This is a genomic window from Virgibacillus doumboii, from assembly GCF_902806455.1.
GTDB lineage: Bacteria > Bacillota > Bacilli > Bacillales > Amphibacillaceae > Lentibacillus > Lentibacillus doumboii.
The window spans coordinates 2,977,734-2,996,696 of record NZ_CADCWQ010000001.1 but is presented as its reverse complement, the minus strand read 5'-3'; the positions used below and the strand labels follow the sequence as shown (position 1 = coordinate 2,996,696).

Below are 18,963 nucleotides of genomic sequence, written 5' to 3'. Positions count from 1 at the left end.
TGGAAAGGATCTGAACCAATATGAATACTGTTTTTATTGCCGGGCATGCCAGACTGCCTTCAGGGATGGCAGCTAAAAGTATGTACGAAACGTTAACGATAACAGCTGAAATTGATAAAAAATACGGTGTGATTGTAACAGCTAATTGTACACTAGCAACAGAACACGGAAGAGATTTTGTCCAGCAGCTATTAAGAGGGCATAGTCTCCAGGATGGAATTGATAAACCTGTCGAGGAAGTGAAGGGTCATTATTTGGGTAAGGCCGGTAATGCACTTGCATCGGCATTGAAAGATTTATATAAGCAGTATGAGCATTATATGGAACATGATAATTAAAATTCCCCCGCTGAATTAATGTAGCGGGGGATTGATTGTTAAATAGCTAAGCTAAAGCACTTCTTTACGTGATGAACATAGTTATTATTTTCCAGAAAGTTGAACCTTTCAAGCAAACTAACATTTATATCATCATTTGACTTTCTTTCTAAAGAAACACTGATACTGTACCAAGAATGAGTTCCTCGCTGATTTCCTGTTATAATAATTCTTGAATTTCTACTTCGGTTAGGTATGAATTATTGCATAATGTGCAATGTGGCTTATAAGGTAAGTTGTTTATTCTCTTGTGGTAAATGTAAAGCAGCAAAATCCCTGCTAATTTTATAACGTACCTTCTTCTAATACTCTTCGTGGAACTTTAATGTGTTCCAATGAAACAAAAAGACCCTTTTCTTAAACCAGTCTGTAAAATTCATTGTATGATAACTCCACTTCATTTTTCGGATCTTCTACCACTATACAGCTTATTATTCCCCCTGTTTAACTCTTGCGCCCGTTATTTTAAGTACAATCTTGCACAAACTTTGGTATGTACTAATTTTGTTTGGTTAATCAATTGTAAACTTCGCTGCCAAATGGTGCGTATCATAGTCCCCTGGTTTTTTAACATCCAGTACATCTTTCACTATACGGTATTCACCAGTTTTCAGATTTCCATAGAGCCAATCCCAATCAACTGTCCATTCGCTGACATCTGAAGGAGCCAAGTCATAACCAATATCATTAAATCCGTAGTTATCATCAAGTGCAATTGGGACTTGATACCAACTTCCCTTGATTTTCTTTTCTAACAAAAAAGGGTCGCCGTAAGTGTATTGCTTGTCGGAGGTATTCTTAAATGTTACCGTCAATCCAGTAGAGGAAACTGTTTCTTTCTTTACTATCATAGTTACTCCATCAAAGTTGTTGACAGTTTCATATATTGTAGGTTCCCAGTCAGTTGTTTCAGCTGAATTACCATTACCTCCGCATCCTGCTAAAAGTGTCAAACCTATTGCTAAACAAAATAAAAAACTTAAACATCTTTTCATATCATCACCTCTTACATTGTAAGACGTTAGAATATATATAGGTTTCATAAATAAATCTTTCTATACGATCATACTCAATTTATTTATTATATTTTTTTCCTATTGAAGTCTTTTGCCCCGTTACTTGAAGAAGCAGTTATTTTATAATTTAAAGTATCATAATACTGCATAACTACAAATCTTCACTCAATCATATTTTCAACACTAACTATATAGCTTTTGTTGTATAATTTACTGTATAAAACTTTATTGAAAAAAGTAGTTCAGTCTAAAGCACATTTTGTAATTATGTACTCTAAAACTGAACTACTTATTTATTTGTTTCCGTTTTTAATTTATTCCCATTGATATATATTTCATTTCCATGAATTCATCCATGCCATGGTGTCCGCCTTCTTTTCCTATACCCGATTGCTTAATACCGCCAAATGGAGCTTCTGCGACAGCAGGGAAGACGTCGTTAACCCCAACAATCCCGTATTCCAGATTTTCGGATACACGTATAGCACGGCTGGTAGTTTCGGTGAAAATGTATGCTGCAAGTCCGTAGTCGGTATCATTTGCTTTGTCGATGACGTTGTCTTCATCATTGAAAACCTGTACCGGCATGAGCGGGCCGAATGTTTCCTCATTCATGATGAGCATTTCATCGGTCACATTAGCCAGAATAGTAGGCTGATAGAAATAACCGTCCAGTCCGCCATCCCATTTGTCACCGCCAGTAACGACTTCCGCACCGTTTGCTTTCGCATCGGCAAGGTGTTTCTCAACCTTTTGTAATGCCTGCTTGTTAATTAATGGACCGAGTTTGGTTCCATCCTCGTTTCCAGCTCCGACTTTAAGCTCGGTGACTTTTTCTTTCAGTTTTTTGTTGAAGGCTTCCTGAACGGATTCATGTACATAGATCCGGTTTGCGCAAATACATGTCTGGCCGTTATTCCTGAATTTGCTGGCAAGTGCTAATGACACGGCCTTATCTATATCCGCATCATCAAAAACAATAATCGGAGCATGACCTCCAAGTTCAAGCGATAATTTTTTTACATGGTTGGAACTTTCACGCATCAGATATTTTCCGACCTTAGTGGAACCGGTAAAGGTTATCAGTTTGACATCTTTACTCTTCAGCATCGTATTTCCAATTGCTTCTGCATCACCAGTAATTAGATTAACAACACCATTTGGCATGCCGGCTTTTTCCAGGATTTTCACGATTTCAATCGCCGACAATGGTGTTTCCGGTGCTGGCTTCAGCACAACAGTACAGCCCGCAGCAAGTGCCGGTCCAATTTTGCGGGTAATCATTGATGACGGGAAGTTCCACGGAGTGATTGCTCCCACGACACCAACCGGCTGCGGAATGACAAGCAGGCGCTTGGATTTAATGGAGGAAGGGATCCATTCTCCATATGCTCTGCTTGCTTCCTCGGCATACCACAGCAGGAAGTTGGCTGCGCCTTTTACTTCGCCGATTGCTTCTTTGAGCGGTTTACCCTGCTCCGTCGTCAAAATTTCCCCGAGACGTTCTGCATCATCCATCATTAGTTCATGTGCCTTGTATAAAATTCGTGAACGTTCCCGGCCGGTCATTCCGCTCCAGACTTTAAAGGCTTTTGAAGCGGCTTCGATTGCTTCGGTCGTTTCATTTGCTCCACCGTTTGCGACATCGGTTATCGGTTCGAGTGTTGCCGGATTGTAGATTGTTTCCGTCTTGTCGGAATTTACGTCGCGCCACGTTCCATCAATAAAAATACTTTTCGTTTCTTTTTCAAACATAACTGAAAATCTCCCTTCTGATTATTTTTTGTCCCAGGCCGGCAGCATCTTGTTTAACTGCTTATCCTGTCGATACCCTAATACATAATCGGCCTGCATGATTGTGTGGACTTCACGTGTACCTTCATAAATAACAGGTGCTTTCGAATTTCGCAAATAACGTTCAACCGGGTATTCATCGGAATAGCCATATGCCCCGTGGACCTGGACTGCATCATCAGCAGCCTTATTCGCAAAATCACACGCCTGCCACTTGGCAAGGGACGTTTCACGGGTGTTTCGTTTTCCTTCGTTTTTCATCTCGCCGGCACGATAAACAAGCAGGCTGCTCATTTGAAGGCCCGCTTCCATGTTGGCAAGCATTTGCTTGACGAGCTGATGCTTGCCGATTGATTTGCCGAATGTCTCACGCTCGTGGCAATATTTTACACTGGCCTCAAGGCAGGCTCTTATTTGCCCGACAGCTCCGGCGGCGACAGTGAACCGGCCGTTATCCAGTGAAGCCATCGCAATTTTAAAGCCTTCACCTTCTTCACCGAGCAGGTTTTCTTTTGGTACTTTCACATTGTCAAAAAATAATTCGCCGGTGTTTCCTGAACGGATTCCCAGTTTACCTTTTGTTGCTTTGGAGGAAAATCCTTCCCATGTACGCTCAACAATGAAAGCGGAGATCCCGTGATGATTTTTCTCCTTATCGGTATATGCAAACACCAGGAAATGGTCGGCCGTGTCACATAAGGAAATCCACGTTTTTTGTCCATTTAAAATGTAGTAATCACCATCTTTAACAGCTGTGGACTGAAGTGAAGCGACATCTGATCCTGCAGCAGGTTCAGTTAATCCAAACGCACCAACTTTTTCACCTTTTGCCTGGGGGACAAGGTATTTCTGTTTCTGTTCTTCGGTACCCCATTGTAAAATGGACATGCTGTTCAGCCCGGTATGGACGGAGACTGCTGTGCGGAATGCTGTATCACCACGCTCCAATTCCTCACAAACAATAGCCAGTGAATTATAATCCATGCCGCTGCCGCCATATTCCTCAGGGATACAAACCCCCATCAGACCGAGGTCAGCCAGTTTCTTCATAATAGAGGGGTCAAATTTTCCTGCACGGTCCCACTCGGCTGCGTTCGGCATGATTTCTTTATCAACAAAGCTTCGTACAGTATTTCTTAGCATCATTTGTTCTTCTGAAAAATTAAAATCCATTTGATCAACTCCTAATTATTTGTTTTGGATAATCCCAATCGTGCCAGTATCTCGTCAGTATGTTCACCGGGATCCGGCGGGTGGTGTTTTAGCTGAAATGGTGTCCGTGAAAGCTTCAGTGGACTGCCAATCATACGGATGTCCCCCGCAGTCGGGTGCTGACAATCAATAAACATATCCCTTTCATTGAGCTGCGGGTCATTGGCAACCTGGTCAATGGTTTGGATCGGTCCGCATGGGATATTGTTTTGCTGACATTTCTCCTGCCAATATACCGTTGTTTCGGTTGAAAAAATGTCCTGAAGCAGTGGGACTAATTTCTTGCGATGGTCAACTCTGTCCGGGTTCGTCCGAAAGCGTTTATCAGATGCATATTCTGGTTTTCCCATAATAGTACAGAGCTTTTTGAACTGATTGTCGTTACCAACCGCTATTACCATCTCACCATCCGCCGTTTGAAATGTCTGGTATGGTACGATATTGGCATGCTGATTGCCGAGGGCTTTCGGTATCTTTTCAGCCATTAAGTAATTACTGCCGATATTAACGAGCGCACTTACCGCTGAATCATAGAGTGAAATATCGAGCTTCTGTCCTTTTCCTGATTGTGCGCGTTCGAGCAATGCCCCCTGAATTCCAATGCAGGCATATAAGCCTGTCAAAATATCCGTAATAGCGACTCCCATTTTTTGCGGTCCTGACTCAGTATCACCCGTAATACTCATCAACCCGCTCATTGCCTGAATAATAAAATCATAGCCTGGCATGTTCTGATAGGGCCCTGTTTCGCCGAAGCCTGTTATCGAACAGTACACAATGGCAGGGTTGATTTCTGCAAGCGTGTCATAGTCAAGGCCAAACCGTTTCATTGTTCCGGATTTAAAGTTATTGATAATGACATCGCTTTCATTGACAAGCGTTTTGATCACTTCAATGCCTTCATCAGATTTCAGGTCAACGGTTATACTTTTTTTATTCCGGTTTGCACAGAGGTAATAAGCACTCACACCATTCTGGAAAGGTGGACCCCATTTACGCGTTTCATCACTGCCGCCGGGTGCTTCCACTTTAATAACCTCTGCACCAAGGTCACCGAGTATCATCGTACAGTATGGACCGGCAAGCACGCGTGACAGATCTAGAACTTTGATGTTTTCAAGTGCTCCAGTCATTTGATCACTCCTTTCAAAATAAAATAAACCACTCCAAAATGACTACAGACCACTCTGTAAGTCAATTTGAACTGGCTTTTATCTGTCTTGCCAGAACTGGAATCGGACTGGGAACAGATTAGGCAGCATAAATTTATTTGGCAGTTAAGAAAGTATAAATACTTTCTTACTGCATAAGTGCAACTAAGGCTTTCGCCATTAAAGCTTGGCGATAGGCCAAGTTTTCTAATAATCCGTTGATCATGTGTCATAGACGCGGAAACGTTTTTTACATGATTCATTAATAACATTATATTATATTCAGAAAAATTTGTAAACGGTTTACTAGTGGTCCGTTGAAAACGTAGCGGTGACAACTTTTGATAAAACAATAACTTTGGATATCTCGTCAAATAACGTATATATTTCAGGATCGTCATCAACCTGTGACATCACATCATCATGATGAGATTCGTTACGGAATACGGATTGGCCGAAGAAAACAACCTCATCATCCTTGACGTCGATAATATCAATCAGCCCGGAGCAACCATGCTTACCATTTAAATCGCTGGCATGATATGTGTTATCCTCCAGTGCACCATACGATAAATATATCTCGCTGGCCCGATCATTGATATCGATAAATGATTGAACATGCTCTTTTTTTACACGATACAAATTAATAATCGTATACATCGTTTCACCCCATTTTACTTACTCTATAAATTCAATATTAGATAGCCAAAGTCCTTTTTAATTGGAGCAATATTTTTCGGGATTTATATTTTTTTTTAAAACGAATGAGGGTAACAGAAGTGAGGAATCATGCTGAAATCCCGAAGTTTACAGTGAATATGTCGAAGTTCAAAGGAAAAATGTCGAAGTTCACAATACATTTCACCGAAGTTCACAACCTTAATGTCGAAGTTCACAATATGTTCGTCTTATTATTTTCCTCGCCTGTATATATGATAATGGTTAGTGAATATCGGTAGAAGAACAACAACATCAGCAGAAAACACAAAAACCGTGCACCATAATCGGCGCACGGTTCATAAAATCAATCCTTATTTTGCTGCTTTTTGTAATTTCGAAATCATTTTCAATGATCGTCCTGTTCCGATAGCAACTGATTCAAGCGGGTTTGGTGCGACGTGAACGGGAACGATAATTTCTTCTGATAGCCAGTCTTTCATTCCGTTTAACATGGAACCTCCACCAGTCAGTACGATGCCGCGGTCAACAATATCGCCGCTCAATTCAGGTGGACAGTTTTCCAGTGTCGCCCGGATTGTTTCAAGAATTGATTCGAGTGATTCTTTTAATGCCGCATAAACTTCCTTCGATGAGACAGTGACGGTCTTAGGTAAACCGGAAACCATGTCACGGCCACGAACTTCCATTGTTTGCTCGGCATGATTCTCATAGGCATAGCCAATTTCCATTTTAATATTTTCAGCAGTACGCTCGCCGATTAAAATATTATATTTCTTTCGAATGAACTGGATAATCTCTTCATCCATTTTATCGCCACCGGTACGGACAGAATTACATGAAACTACGCCACCGAATGAAATGATACCAACCTCGGAAGTTCCACCGCCAATATCAACGATAACATTGGCAATCGGTTCATCAACAGGCAAGTCCGCACCAATTGCAGCAGCAACCGGTTCTTCAATTAAATGAACTGCTTTTGCACCGTAGCTGGAAACGGCATTATGAATTGCGCGGCGTTCCACAGTTGTACTTCCGGAAGGGGTGCATACGACTACAGTTGGTTTGCGCATGGACAGCCCCATTTTTTTGCTGACCTTTTTCAAAAATTCCTTCAGCATTTGAGCTGTTACATCATAGTCTGCAATGACACCATCTTTTAATGGGCGGATTGGAATAATGTTTTGCGGCGTTTTACCTACCATTTCCTTTGCTTCAGATCCAACAGCAACAACCTGTTTGGTATTCATATCGATCGCCACAACAGATGGCTCGTTTAATACAATTCCTTTTGATTTCGAATAAATAAGTATATTTGCGGTACCCAAGTCAATACCGATTTCTGCATTAGATAACATGATTAAGCTCCTCCAATGATGACAGTTTTTCTTTATATCATTTCTATACTTTATCACAGTTTCTGGGGGTAGTTAAAGAACTTACATATATTGGCTAAAATGCCGTCATACGTGTAATGAACCTGTCAAAATTCAAGTAACATTTTCATTACAAATCACAGTATTTTGTAATATAACAGCTGGATTTTAAAGGGTGTCAACAACTTATAAATTGTAATTTTTACCACTGTTTTTAACATTTTCCTATTATTTTCCCAAAGTAAACTTGTCAATCGCTTATATTATGCATATTTTTATAGAATATACTTCATCGAAGTTCTGTGTGGAAAATCCTTCTAAAAATATTACAGATAACCCGTGGTATGATGATTTTGCAAGACAAAAATACAGGAGAGGTGAACAACGCATGTTGAAAAAATTCATCGTAACTACTTTATCTGCAACACTATTAATTGGTGGAGCTTTTCAAACAACTGCAGATGCATCTGCAAATACCGGCGAATCACAGGGTAAATCCTATCAATATAAAGTCTATTATTCTGTAAATGGAAATGGTAATTGGAGTGAATTATCTTCAGAAAAATTTAATAGACTGTTTAATAACTATTTCTCACAATATAATTGGAACCAATATAATTGGAACCAATATAATTGGAACCAGGATAATAAAGAACAATCACAGCAAAAGAAAGAACAACCAAAGCAGGAACAACCTAAGAAAGAACAACCAAAGCAAGAGCAACCTAAACAGGAACAGCCAAAACAAGAACAACCTAAACAAGAACAGCAACAAGAGAAGCAAGAGCAACCCGCTGAGCAAACACAAGCTCCAGCACAACAACAACAAGCTGAACAACAGCAGCAACAACCAAGCCAGAATCAATCACAGCAGCTGAATGAATTTGAACAGCAAGTTGTTGAACTGACTAACCAGGAACGTACTTCTCGTGGCCTGTCAGCACTAAAAGTAGACACAGAGCTAAGTAAAGTGGCACGTGAAAAGTCTCGTGACATGGCAGCAAATGACTACTTTTCACACAACAGCCCAACTTATGGATCACCATTTGATATGATGAAACAATTCGGTATCTCTTACAAAACTGCCGGTGAAAACATTGCAATGGGTCAACGTACTCCACAAGAAGTTGTTAATGCTTGGATGAACAGTGAAGGACACCGTAAGAACATCTTGAATCCTAACTTCACACACATCGGCGTTGGCTATGTGGAACAAGGAAACTACTGGACACAACAATTTATTGGTAAATAAATAGAAAATGCAAGAGGCTGACTTCGGTCGGTCTCTTTTTTATGGTCTGAGTTAATCCACGGATAGACTGCACCAACCATGATATAATAAGGAAAATAATAATGATAAGAGGATTGAATATGAGAGATTTTCAAGAATTAACGGATATTGAATCGATAAAAGTATTCATTAACAAACAACCACTATCTTTTCTATATATCACGACCCCCAATTGCAGTGTCTGCCATAGTTTAAAGCCGCAAGTTCTGGAGTTAATGGAAAAATATCCGGACATTGCACTTGGATCCGTCAATGCACAGGAGGTAACAGAGGTAGCCGGTTTATATTCAGTTTTTACAGCACCTGTTTTATTGTTTTTTGTGGATGGAAAAGAATTTCTTCGCGAAGCACGAATTGTTCACTTGGATCTTTTGAATGAAAAAATAAATAAGATTTATCAACATATGGCCCAATAAAATAAATACTTGTTTATGCAACAGATTCACACGTCCGGATAACCGTCTCTGCATATTATATTCTTGCGCACAATTCTCCCCCAGCGGTATAATTATTTTATAGAAACAGGGGGAGATAGAGATGATCCGCAGCTTAAGAATATACATATATGCTTTATTGCTTATAATAGACGCCGGTTTTAAATTGCGTAAGGTTAAAAAACGTATGCAAAATCCTGAGCTGACCACAGAAGAAATATTTTCAACACCAAAGATAGTTTCACAAAAGGTAATAAAAACAACGAAATCGGAAGTTCATGTTTCCGGACAGGAAAAACTGCCTGATGGAGCTGTTTTATTTGTCGAAAATCATCAGGGGTTATTTGATATATTGGCGTTGCTCGGCTGCCTCGGGAAACCAATTGGGTTCATTGCCAAAAAAGAGACACAGAGACTTCCAATTATAAGTACGTAGATGGAATTGATACATTGTGTATTCATTGATCGAAGCAGTCCCCGTAAAGCGGTGAAATCCATAAACCAGTGGATTGAACATTTAAAAAATGGGAACTCCATGGTTATTTTTCCTAAAGGGACCAGGAGCAGAGATAATCGTTTAAATACATTTAAAATCCGGAAGCCTGCGACTGGCCACGAAAGCAAATGTCCCGATTGTCCCAGTGTCTATCAATGGAACGCGCCGGATATTGGAAGAAGGTAATGGACGGTTAAAGCCATCAACGATAAGCATGACGATATCTAATCCGATTTATCCTGAAGATTATCAGGGTAAAAAACATAGTAAACTAGCTGAAGAGATCCAGGCTATAATTGAAGGGAATCTTCATTCGCATGTGTCTGATAGCCTATTGGAAGTGCATGCTGTGTCAAAATGAATGAGATGTTTGAACGTGGCAGTTTTTTTTTGGCAATGATTTTAAACAACTAGGTTTTGGTACACAGAAAAAATCCGCAATTAACCCGGACATATTTTCCGCTATTCATGGCAAAAAGCTCGATTTGGAGGGGGCGCGGACATTTATTCCTTTATAATGGCAAAAACCGGTCATACATTGCTGATTTACTGCAAATAAAGGAACAGATGTCCGTCAAAAGTGTAAAAGTCATGTGTTTTATAGAAATAAGGGCTTAATTGTCCGCGAACCCCAACCATTCAGCTAAAGATAAACCTTTTCTAATTTACCCCGTATTCATTTCCCGATTCCGGCAATGGTTTTTCCCGTTTCGGTAATTGCATTGCCAGCAAAATCCCCAATATGTTCACCACAACCAGCAATCCTAGTGCATAGGATGGCGGCGAAAGCAAGGCTTTTACAAGATAGATCAGGATAATTCCGCCGGCATGACTTGTGAGCATGACGAATCCTACAGCTGTGCCCTGTTGGCTTGTGCCGAAGTGTTTTTCGGTCCAGTCCATGATAATCGGGAATCCTGCCAGCAGGAAAAATCCGTCTACAATCAGCCAGAACGCAATCCATGGTACCCATTGCCAAAAGATGATTGCTGTAAAGGCTCCAGCGGTAATGAGCAGTGCTGTAATAATGAATGTCCTTCGTGCGTCTTTTTTGGCAACAAAGGAAGGAATGAAAACAGACCCCGCAATTCCGGACAAAATCATCAGGGCGAGTAATGGACCGCTTGTTGTACCGGCAATCCCATACTGCTCAAAAATCGGTTCAACCCACGTACTTAGTGCATCGAAAATCCCAAGGCCGATTGCCAGCAGTCCACTTAGAACCCATAAAAATTTATCCCGTAATAAAAATGATAGTTTGGCGGATTTTTTTGTAGAAACCATAACTGAATACCCGCTTTTTGCTGCAAGTGTATACAATACCCACACCATACTTACTGCTGAAGGGATTGCAAAAATAATTAACACGAATGTGAGGCCGCCGTTCGCATATAGAATTGGGCTGAAAACCATGGCGAAGATTACCCCGAAGAACAGTGCAACGCTTGAAATCGAAATCGCCATTGACCGCTTTTTTTCAGGAAAATAGCGGCCTGCATAAGCGGCGATTGCATTGATCACAAATGGCTGGCCGATTGACAGGATAATTTGGATAATCAACTGCCAGGTATAACTGAATGGGGATATTAATCTGGCAGCTGCACCAAGTCCAACAGTCAGTGCACCAAACGTTAATGCCAGTTTAAAATGGGAATCGAGCCATCTCCCTGCCGGCAGAGCGACAACAATATATATAATGGGAAATAATGCTGCCAATGTTCCGATGTTTCCTACATTCGTGCCCATATCAGCAGCAACATCGGTCGTGATTGGTGAGAATGTTACCCAGAGAATTTGCGAGCTGAAAATGAGCAGGGCATACCCGGTCAGGTGAAACCAGCGATTCATCCTACTCATCTCCTTCAGTAAAGGATTTTTTCGGCGTAAATAATTCGTTTGTTATATGCAGGAAAGCTTCTTTTGTGATTTCATGAGGTAATAAATGGAGCAGTTCGTTGACGGAGGCCATGTCGTCTGGTAAGCTGCCATCCGGTTTAACCCCGGCAGTATGTAATAGGGATGCTATTGTATCCGGAGTTACTTCGGACGTATCGGCAATTGAGACAGCTGCACGTTTAAGCGAATGTCTCGGATAGGTTTTCACCTGTAAAATTGCTTCCTCTAATCCTAAGAAAAACGCATCGATCTTATTGACTGGTGTAATCGTTAAGTGGATGGAAGGCTGCATATCATAATCTCCCGGCTGAACCTGGATATACCATCCTGCCTTTTTCATTTCATCGGCAAGCTGGAAAATATCAATCGTATCAGATCCCAACGCCAATAGGCTTACTTCCGGCTCTCCCAAAATATATAAATCATCCATATTTTCTAATCGTTTGGTTATTTCCTGTTTTGTTTCCCAAATCTTAGCAGCGAGTTTTCGATAGCCGTCATCTCCAATAGACTTAAGCGTTGCCCAGCAAGCTGCTAATGGCCCGCCGGATTTAGTCGATTGAATGGTTGTGTTTATAACCGGGTACCCTGTCCAGTTCGTGCAGGCATAATATTGATATTGTCTCAAGTTTTTGTTCCGGTACAAAATAACCGAAGCGCCTTTTGGGGTAAAGGCATATTTATGCAGATCAACAGAAAGGGATGAAACACCCGGGAGATGAAAGTCGAACGGATTAACGTTATGACCAAGTTTCCTGTAATATGCCAGCAAAAATCCGCCAATACAGGCATCGACATGCAGCCAAATATCATGTTCAACCGCCAGTTCACTCAGCTCTTCAATAGGGTCACTGACACCGTGCGAGTAATTTACGCTTGATCCGACAAGCATAATTGTGTTTGGCGTTATTTGCTTCTCAACTTCAGCCGGATCCACTTTAAATGTTACCTTGCTGACAGGAACAATAACGGTGTTAATGCCCAAATAATGCGCAGCTTTGTGGAATGCCGCGTGTGCCGTATTAGGCAGGATGATTTCCGGTGCTGTGATTTCCGGTTTTTGAGCACCAGCATAGTCCCGAGCTGCCTTTACTGCCAGCATAATGCTTTCTGTTCCGCCGCTGGTAAAAGTTCCGGCTAATGTGTCTTTATCATTTGAAAATAACCCGGCAATCTCATCGACAATCTCGTTTTCCAGCTTCAAAAGACTTGGGAAAACCGTGAAATCAAGCCCATTGTGATCGATAAACAAGTTGTAAGCTTCAATTGCAGTTTCCTGTGCTTTCCGTAAGCCGCTGTCATAAACATATGCCCACACATTTCCTCCTTTAGGATTCAGGTCTTCCTGCTGGAGTTCCTTCAACTGCTGTAAAATCGTTTCTTTTTTCTCCATTTTGATTCCCCCTGATCAAATATTAAAAAGCCGTTTAACATAACCGTTCAACAGCATGCCATCACTATCGAGCTTTTTACGTACGGATAAAAAATCATCAAAATGCGGATAGGCTGCCTGCAGTTTCTCAGCTGTCATTGTGTGCATCTTTCCCCAGTGCGGCCGGCCACCATGATATTGAAACACTTCTTCGACAGCATCGAAGTAACCCTGAAAGTACATTCCTTTATACATATGTACAGCGATAAACGCCACATCCCGTTCAAATGCAGGGCTGAGCCAAATGGCATCTTTTTTGACGAACCGGCACTCCAGCGGAAAATGTACCTGGATCTTCTTTTTGGCGATAACGTGTCGTATGTCTTTCAAAACGGTTGTCATCAGTTCAGCCGGGACTGCGTATTCCATCTCATTAAATTTAACAAGCCTTTTGGTAGCATACATTTCGTGACTCGGTCCTGCATTTTTAGACACAGGTACCCCTCTGGCGGAAATATGACTGACCGGCCTGGTGAGTTTTGGCTGCATCCGGCAAAGTTCTGACAGCCCCCATAACAGCCCATTTTCAACAACCAGTTCCTGAAAAGAACTCTTTTTTGTCGTGGGCATGTCGGTGCTGTTCATCCGCTTAATCTGTACAGTCTTGGTATGCGGGAACCAATAAAATTCAAAATGACGGTTGTTACGCCTTAGTTCATTAATTTTAGCCAGACAATCAACGAGAGACATTCGGTAGCTCTCACTGACCATTTGTTGCACAGGAATAACGCGAAGCTGGATTTTTACAATGATCCCAAGCATTCCCAGAGAAAGTCGCATTGCCTGAAAATACGCACTGTTTTTCTCCCTGGAAACTTCAAGGATCTCTCCGCTTGGGGTGACGATTGTCAACTGCGTTACCTGGGCTGAAATACTGCCAAAATCCGCCCCGGTGCCATGTGTTCCGGTACTGATGGCGCCGGCGATTGACTGTACATTAATATCACCCAGGTTTTCCATTGCGTAGCCCTGTTCAAAAAGCAGCTCACCGAGAGTCTTAAGTGTTGTTCCTGCCCAGATGGTGACAAGATTATTTTCCCTGTCGACGGATTCAATACCTGATAAATGATCAAGAGAGACTAGCAGTTCACTTGTTGCTGCAAGCGGTGTAAAAGAATGTCCTCTTCCAACTGCACGAATCGATTTTCTTTCCGCTTTACAAATACCGGCCAAATCCACCACATCACCGACTGTCTTCGGGTAATAGATTGATTCCGGATGAATCAGCACTGTTTCCGACCAGTTTGTCCATTTGGGTGTTTGTGATTTTCTTAAAGAAAACATTGACCATCCCCCCGATATGTTGAATAGATATCAACGACTTTTCCGTTGTCAATAAGATGTAATTTTTGAAACCGTTCACATAATTCACCGGCCTTACTATGACGCACGATAATCGGGTCACCATACGTAAGCTCGGTGTTTCCTTTATAGTGAATTGGAGTTTGTACTTCGCCGGTTCCTTCGTTGGCAAATAATGTGGCCCCCTTTGGCAGATAAACTTGCGGCTGTTTATCTTTGCCCGGTGGTCCTGAGGCAACGTAACCGCCGCCGTGGCAAGTATAAATATTACTTTTAGGTATTCGGGTGATCTCAATGGCAAACCCCGCAGCTGGTTGCAATTGGAAATCCTTATAGTTATCGAATTGATGCGGGTTAAAAAAGCCTGATCCAACCGTAACTTCCGTAATATGTTGTTCCTGTGAGGTCTGATGGAGACTGCCTGTTCCACCGCCATTCACAAAGCGCAGTGGAATTCCCCGTGCTTTCAGTTGATCTATAATGTCGTTGCGCTTCTGGATAAGTTCCTTTGATGATCGTTTTTTCAGATAGCGAATCAGCCGGCTTTTCAGTTTTTGATCAGGGTTATTATCAGGGACACCGGCAATTTGGGCTTCATAACCCATGATCCCATCCAGGTGGAGAAAATCGGAGTCTGTTATGTAGTCGGCAAGGTTCAGTGTCTGTTCAACTGTCGTGATTGGTGACCGGTAAACGCCAAAATGCAATCCGAAAAAATCACTGGATAAGTCAATATCGATACACACTGGAAACGATCCGCCAGCATTTTGAGCAATTGACTCCAATCGTTTTAAATGTGCGATGGAGTCGATCATTAAGGTGATTTGTTTATTTTCGTTAACACGTTTCAAAACCTCATTTAAGTGGAACTCATTCCATACAGGATAAGCGACCAGCAAATCATCAAGGCCCTGGCTGCTTAAATAAATGGCCTCATCAGCAGTAAAGCACATAATCCCCTGAAAAATTGGAGAGGCTTTGAAAATATCCTTTAATACGGAAACACTCCGGATTGACTTGCTGGCAACACGGATTTTTTTACCGTTACTGCCGGCAGCAATCTGCCTGATGTTTTGTTCAAAAATGGCTGTGTCAAGAAACGCACATGGCTTTGGTATTTGCATCAGTGCTTCTTTATAATAAACATAATTCTGCATTATTCATTCCCCTTTAACCATTATAGTTTCTTTTTTGGTTGCACACTTATAAAATATTTATATAACTATAGTAGCATAAACAAAATGATAATAGGGAATGTTCTGAAAATTATTTATGAAAACTTTTTTGAGAATATAGCCATACTACAATATGAGAGGTGATACAGATGGTGCAAGGGATAGCGAATTGGAATACCGAACATACCAAGGAATGGCTGCAGAACTATGTTGATGATTGGGTGGCATTCTACCGGAAACATACGGATGACGGGAAGGTTGCATCATATATTCCTGTTTTGGAGCAGGCTGATCCGGATGATCTGGGGATTACGATAATAGGGAGAGATGGAATGACGATTCGTTCCGGTGATATGGATATTCCGTTTACGATGCAAAGTATTTCCAAGGTTTTCAGTTTTATTGTCGCCTGTATGGAACGCGGGATTGCCTATATGCTTGACCGGGTTGATGTGGAACCGACCGGGGAGGCTTTTAACTCAATCATTAACCTGGAGACGAAACAGGTGAAAAAACCGTTTAACCCGCTCATTAATGCCGGAGCAATAACGGTAACATCGATATTGGAAGGCAGGACATCGGATGAAAAACTGAGACCACTTTTCGAGCTGCTGGAAAAAATACTGGGATATCGTCCGAAATTAAATGTTGACGTGTATGAGTCAGAGCGGGATTCCTCCATGCGGAACAGGGCCATCGGGTATTATTTACTGGAGGTTGGCTTTTTGGAATCGGACCTGAATATTACACTGGAAACGTATTTTAAGCAATGTTCAATTGAAATTACCGTTGATGATTTGGCCAGAATTGGCATGATCCTGGCAAATGACGGAGAGGACCCTGATACCCAGGAAGAGGTTATTCCGAGGCAGGTTGCACGGATTGCTAAAGCACTGATGCTCACATGTGGTATGTACGATGCATCGGGAAAATTTGCAACATATGTAGGTATCCCTGCCAAAAGTGGTGTTTCAGGTGGTATCATTGCTGCAGTACCACCACGAGTCCGGGATGGGGATTTGCCTTTTGTCGACGGATGTGGCATTGGTGTTTATGGACCAGCACTGGATGATAAGGGAAACTCGATTGCCGGGATTCGCTTACTAAGGCATATTGCCAGCCAGTGGGATTTGAGTATATTCTAATAACAGGGGTAATAAAACAGCTTAATTAAAATTATTTAAAATTAACAATTTTCTTGCAGGAAAACTAACCTCCTTTGTCGAATAATGTAAGTATACTAATCACAAGGGGGTTAAAGAAGTGTATACAATGGAAGAAGCATCAAAAATGCTTGGCGTACACCCTAATACACTTAGAAGATGGGAAAATCAGGGGAAAATAGTTTCCAGCCGCACTACAGGAGGACACAGGAGATTTTCTATCGAAGCATTGTCTTCCATAAAAAGTGATGTTCAGCCAATCAAAGACAAACTGGTTATCGGTTATTGTCGTGTTTCATCTTCAGATCAAAAAGAGGATCTAAAAAGGCAAATTGATTCCGTTACACAGTATTGCACGGCAAATGGATATCAATTTCGTATTATTGAAGATTTGGGCAGTGGACTGAATTACAATAAAAAAGGATTAAAAGAATTAATTCAATTGGTACAGGGTAATCAGGTGGAGAAAGTTGTCATCAACTATAAAGACCGATTATTACGATTTGGCTACGAATTAATGGAACAAATATGCGCCTTCCATCATGTAAAAATTGAAATCATTAACCATACTGAAAATAGAACATACGAACAGGAATTAGTTGAAGATATGTTTTCTATTATAACCGTTTTCAGCAGTCGTTTGTACGGAAGTAGAAGTCATAAACGAAAAAGACTGCAACAGACAGTAAAACAAGCAATTGAGGACAATGAACATGCTTACGTACAATAAAAAAGTCAGATTGGTTGTTACAAAAGAAAACAGACAGCTTTTAGATTCCCAATCGAGAATGTGCAATTGGCTGTATAATCAATTGCTTGATGCGGTTGAGGAAGACTATCGAGATGGGAACGCGAAGAGGTTACTTTCCGGAAGAAATTTGCGTAATGAGGTACCCAAAATAAAAAAGGAAAACCCATTTTTATATAAAGTCCATTCATCTCCTTTAAAAAATGTGGCATTACGATTAAATGATGCCTACAACCGTTTTTTTGATGAAAAACTGGCCAATCAGAAGCCAAAATATCGTTCCTGGAAAAAGAAATGGTTTTCGCTGTATTATGATGAGCCCAAGAAAGGGTTCAAATTTGTGAATTCCAGTGAACTTTCCATAACTTTTGGAAGGTTAACAGACAAGGAATTAAAAGAAGCAAAGAAAACAGATAAAAAAATGAAAAAATCTATTTGCATCAACGTAGGTCTTGTGGAGGGTGTTGCACTAAGCGAAACAGAAGAAATAAAAACGCTTCGCATTACAAAAGATTTGGATTCCTATTATGCCATTTTCACCATAAAAGACTGCAAAGAAATCGAGCAAGTAGAGGAACAATCGTTTATTGTGTTTGATCCAAATCATAAAAATCTGGCAGTGGGTCTTGGTAGTGATGGGAAGTCATACGAATTGAAATCAATGAATGCTTTACTGAAATATTGGGATAAACGCATTGATGATATTAAATCCAGACGGGACAAATGCGAAAAGCTAAGCAAGCTCGTATGTACTGAAAAGGTCACTTACTTTGAACCGAGTAAACGCTGGAAAAGACTCAATTGTGCTTTAGTGAAAGCTGAATTGAAGCGTCGAGAACAAATGAAGACGTTGTTATTTAGTTATGCACATTATTTTTCAAAGCGTTATGATGCCATTTACATTGGTGACTATACACCATCACCAGATGTTGCGACGTACGGAACGATGCGAAGGGCGATGTTAAATCAAACACCTGTCGGTAAATTTCGCAGTATTTTAAACTGGGTGCAAGCAAAAAATGGCAAGCATTATTATAAAATTGATGAACGTGATACAACGAAAACCTGTTGTGTTTGCGGCAATAAGGAGAAGAAAGAACCATCTATTCGCAGCTTTACATGTGTAAACTGCGGTACAACGCTTTCGCGAGATATCAACAGCACCGTTAATATCGGAAAGAAAGCCAAAAAGCGATTGCCACGCGCGGGCTACGTAGGTGTGGAATCCCCTATGTATACAGTTTGGTGGGATTGTAAACAGGCAAAGATTGCTTGTGGTTTCACTCCATCTGCTGGCCTCGGGAAGTAAATCCGAGGGTTTGAAATAACATTCTTCTTGGTAACAGAGGAGAATACCTTTTGGTGAATTAAGTTTAGATTTAGTTAAATTTAGTTAATAAAAGGAGTGCGGGATGATTT

Annotated in this window: 17 protein-coding genes and 1 pseudogene; 8 read left to right on the top strand and 10 right to left on the bottom strand. The window is 41.1% G+C overall.

Annotated elements, in window-relative coordinates; translation table 11 throughout:
* Positions 1-20: 20 nt before the first annotated feature.
* Complete coding sequence (locus G6R02_RS15065; protein ID WP_164670055.1) at positions 21-338, top strand: DUF3870 domain-containing protein; 318 nt, start codon at positions 21-23, stop codon at positions 336-338.
* A 551-nt stretch (positions 339-889) separates the two neighbouring features.
* On the opposite strand, the gene G6R02_RS15060 is transcribed toward G6R02_RS15065, so the two are convergent.
* The 6 genes from G6R02_RS15060 to mreBH all read right to left on the bottom strand — a co-directional run bounded on the left by G6R02_RS15060 (position 890) and on the right by mreBH (position 7,589).
* Positions 890-1,372 (bottom strand): immunoglobulin-like domain-containing protein, encoded by a 483-nt coding sequence (locus G6R02_RS15060; RefSeq protein WP_164670054.1) that lies wholly within the window; start codon positions 1,370-1,372, stop codon positions 890-892.
* Between the two features lie 330 nt (positions 1,373-1,702).
* Positions 1,703-3,148 carry an NAD-dependent succinate-semialdehyde dehydrogenase gene (locus G6R02_RS15055; protein ID WP_164670053.1) on the bottom strand — a complete coding sequence of 482 codons (1,446 nt, stop codon included), beginning with the start codon at positions 3,146-3,148 and terminating at the stop codon, positions 1,703-1,705.
* Between the two features lie 21 nt (positions 3,149-3,169).
* Entirely contained in the window at positions 3,170-4,360 is a 1,191-nt protein-coding gene (locus G6R02_RS15050) for an acyl-CoA dehydrogenase family protein (protein ID WP_164670052.1), read from the bottom strand.
* An 11-nt stretch (positions 4,361-4,371) separates the two neighbouring features.
* Positions 4,372-5,532 (bottom strand): CaiB/BaiF CoA transferase family protein, encoded by a 1,161-nt coding sequence (locus G6R02_RS15045; RefSeq protein ID WP_164670051.1) that lies wholly within the window; start codon positions 5,530-5,532, stop codon positions 4,372-4,374.
* Positions 5,533-5,856: 324 nt separating this feature from the next.
* Complete coding sequence (locus G6R02_RS15040; RefSeq protein ID WP_164670050.1) at positions 5,857-6,210, bottom strand: DUF1428 family protein; 354 nt, start codon at positions 6,208-6,210, stop codon at positions 5,857-5,859.
* 371 nt (positions 6,211-6,581) lie between these two features.
* Positions 6,582-7,589 (bottom strand): rod-share determining protein MreBH, encoded by a 1,008-nt coding sequence (gene mreBH, locus G6R02_RS15035; RefSeq protein WP_164670049.1) that lies wholly within the window; start codon positions 7,587-7,589, stop codon positions 6,582-6,584.
* 406 nt (positions 7,590-7,995) lie between these two features.
* Between mreBH and G6R02_RS15030 the strand changes: the two genes are divergently transcribed.
* The 4 genes and pseudogenes from G6R02_RS15030 to G6R02_RS20140 all read left to right on the top strand — a co-directional run bounded on the left by G6R02_RS15030 (position 7,996) and on the right by G6R02_RS20140 (position 10,189).
* Complete coding sequence (locus G6R02_RS15030; RefSeq protein ID WP_164670439.1) at positions 7,996-8,859, top strand: CAP domain-containing protein; 864 nt, start codon at positions 7,996-7,998, stop codon at positions 8,857-8,859.
* A 119-nt stretch (positions 8,860-8,978) separates the two neighbouring features.
* The gene (locus tag G6R02_RS15025) at positions 8,979-9,314 is read left to right on the top strand and encodes a thioredoxin family protein (RefSeq protein WP_164670048.1); all 336 of its coding nucleotides are present in this window, start codon (positions 8,979-8,981) and stop codon (positions 9,312-9,314) included.
* A 121-nt stretch (positions 9,315-9,435) separates the two neighbouring features.
* A pseudogene (locus tag G6R02_RS15020) lies at positions 9,436-10,014 on the top strand (lysophospholipid acyltransferase family protein).
* On the top strand, positions 10,001-10,189 hold the full coding sequence (locus G6R02_RS20140) for a hypothetical protein (RefSeq protein ID WP_246202580.1): 189 nt from the start codon (positions 10,001-10,003) through the stop codon (positions 10,187-10,189). The pseudogene G6R02_RS15020 and the gene G6R02_RS20140 overlap by 14 nt, the downstream one beginning before the upstream one ends.
* A 299-nt stretch (positions 10,190-10,488) precedes the next feature.
* Here G6R02_RS20140 and G6R02_RS15015 read toward each other — a convergent pair whose 3' ends face one another.
* The 4 genes from G6R02_RS15015 to G6R02_RS15000 are packed head-to-tail and all read right to left on the bottom strand — an operon-like array spanning position 10,489 to position 15,615.
* Complete coding sequence (locus G6R02_RS15015) at positions 10,489-11,676, bottom strand: MFS transporter (RefSeq protein ID WP_164670047.1); 1,188 nt, start codon at positions 11,674-11,676, stop codon at positions 10,489-10,491.
* A 1-nt stretch (position 11,677) separates the two neighbouring features.
* Positions 11,678-13,117: a pyridoxal phosphate-dependent decarboxylase family protein gene (locus G6R02_RS15010; RefSeq protein ID WP_164670046.1), complete on the bottom strand. Its 1,440-nt coding sequence runs from the start codon at positions 13,115-13,117 to the stop codon at positions 11,678-11,680.
* A gap of 15 nt (positions 13,118-13,132) precedes the next feature.
* Positions 13,133-14,440 (bottom strand): D-arabinono-1,4-lactone oxidase, encoded by a 1,308-nt coding sequence (locus G6R02_RS15005; RefSeq protein WP_164670045.1) that lies wholly within the window; start codon positions 14,438-14,440, stop codon positions 13,133-13,135.
* Entirely contained in the window at positions 14,428-15,615 is a 1,188-nt protein-coding gene (locus G6R02_RS15000; RefSeq protein WP_164670044.1) for an amino acid deaminase/aldolase, read from the bottom strand. Before G6R02_RS15000 ends, G6R02_RS15005 begins: the two co-directional genes overlap by 13 nt.
* A gap of 167 nt (positions 15,616-15,782) precedes the next feature.
* On the opposite strand from G6R02_RS15000, the gene G6R02_RS14995 reads away from it, so the two are divergent.
* The 3 genes from G6R02_RS14995 to G6R02_RS14985 all read left to right on the top strand — a co-directional run bounded on the left by G6R02_RS14995 (position 15,783) and on the right by G6R02_RS14985 (position 18,853).
* Positions 15,783-16,778, top strand: coding sequence for a glutaminase (locus G6R02_RS14995; RefSeq protein WP_164670043.1), 996 nt, complete (start codon positions 15,783-15,785; stop codon positions 16,776-16,778).
* A gap of 127 nt (positions 16,779-16,905) precedes the next feature.
* Entirely contained in the window at positions 16,906-17,526 is a 621-nt protein-coding gene (locus tag G6R02_RS14990; protein ID WP_205520225.1) for an IS607 family transposase, read from the top strand.
* Positions 17,510-18,853, top strand: a complete 1,344-nt coding sequence (locus G6R02_RS14985; RefSeq protein WP_164670041.1) for an RNA-guided endonuclease InsQ/TnpB family protein — start codon at positions 17,510-17,512, stop codon at positions 18,851-18,853. The genes G6R02_RS14990 and G6R02_RS14985 overlap by 17 nt, the downstream gene beginning before the upstream one ends.
* Positions 18,854-18,963 lie beyond the last annotated feature (110 nt).

Excerpts from the sequence above, each read along its gene's own strand:
- G6R02_RS15065 (WP_164670055.1), top strand. The coding sequence starts at position 21 with ATGAATACTGTTTTTATTGCCGGGCATGCCAGACTGCCTTCAGGGATG.
- G6R02_RS15045 (WP_164670051.1), bottom strand. The coding sequence starts at position 5,532 with ATGACTGGAGCACTTGAAAACATCAAAGTTCTAGATCTGTCACGCGTG.
- G6R02_RS14990 (WP_205520225.1), top strand. The coding sequence starts at position 16,906 with ATGGAAGAAGCATCAAAAATGCTTGGCGTACACCCTAATACACTTAGA.
- G6R02_RS14995 (WP_164670043.1), top strand. The coding sequence starts at position 15,783 with ATGGTGCAAGGGATAGCGAATTGGAATACCGAACATACCAAGGAATGG.
- G6R02_RS14985 (WP_164670041.1), top strand. The coding sequence starts at position 17,510 with ATGCTTACGTACAATAAAAAAGTCAGATTGGTTGTTACAAAAGAAAAC.
- G6R02_RS15055 (WP_164670053.1), bottom strand. The coding sequence starts at position 3,148 with ATGTTTGAAAAAGAAACGAAAAGTATTTTTATTGATGGAACGTGGCGC.
- G6R02_RS15060 (WP_164670054.1), bottom strand. The coding sequence starts at position 1,372 with ATGAAAAGATGTTTAAGTTTTTTATTTTGTTTAGCAATAGGTTTGACA.
- G6R02_RS15005 (WP_164670045.1), bottom strand. The coding sequence starts at position 14,440 with ATGTTTTCTTTAAGAAAATCACAAACACCCAAATGGACAAACTGGTCG.
- mreBH (WP_164670049.1), bottom strand. The coding sequence starts at position 7,589 with ATGTTATCTAATGCAGAAATCGGTATTGACTTGGGTACCGCAAATATA.
- G6R02_RS15050 (WP_164670052.1), bottom strand. The coding sequence starts at position 4,360 with ATGGATTTTAATTTTTCAGAAGAACAAATGATGCTAAGAAATACTGTA.
- G6R02_RS15000 (WP_164670044.1), bottom strand. The coding sequence starts at position 15,615 with ATGCAGAATTATGTTTATTATAAAGAAGCACTGATGCAAATACCAAAG.
- G6R02_RS15015 (WP_164670047.1), bottom strand. The coding sequence starts at position 11,676 with ATGAATCGCTGGTTTCACCTGACCGGGTATGCCCTGCTCATTTTCAGC.
- G6R02_RS15025 (WP_164670048.1), top strand. The coding sequence starts at position 8,979 with ATGAGAGATTTTCAAGAATTAACGGATATTGAATCGATAAAAGTATTC.
- G6R02_RS15010 (WP_164670046.1), bottom strand. The coding sequence starts at position 13,117 with ATGGAGAAAAAAGAAACGATTTTACAGCAGTTGAAGGAACTCCAGCAG.
- G6R02_RS15040 (WP_164670050.1), bottom strand. The coding sequence starts at position 6,210 with ATGTATACGATTATTAATTTGTATCGTGTAAAAAAAGAGCATGTTCAA.
- G6R02_RS15030 (WP_164670439.1), top strand. The coding sequence starts at position 7,996 with ATGTTGAAAAAATTCATCGTAACTACTTTATCTGCAACACTATTAATT.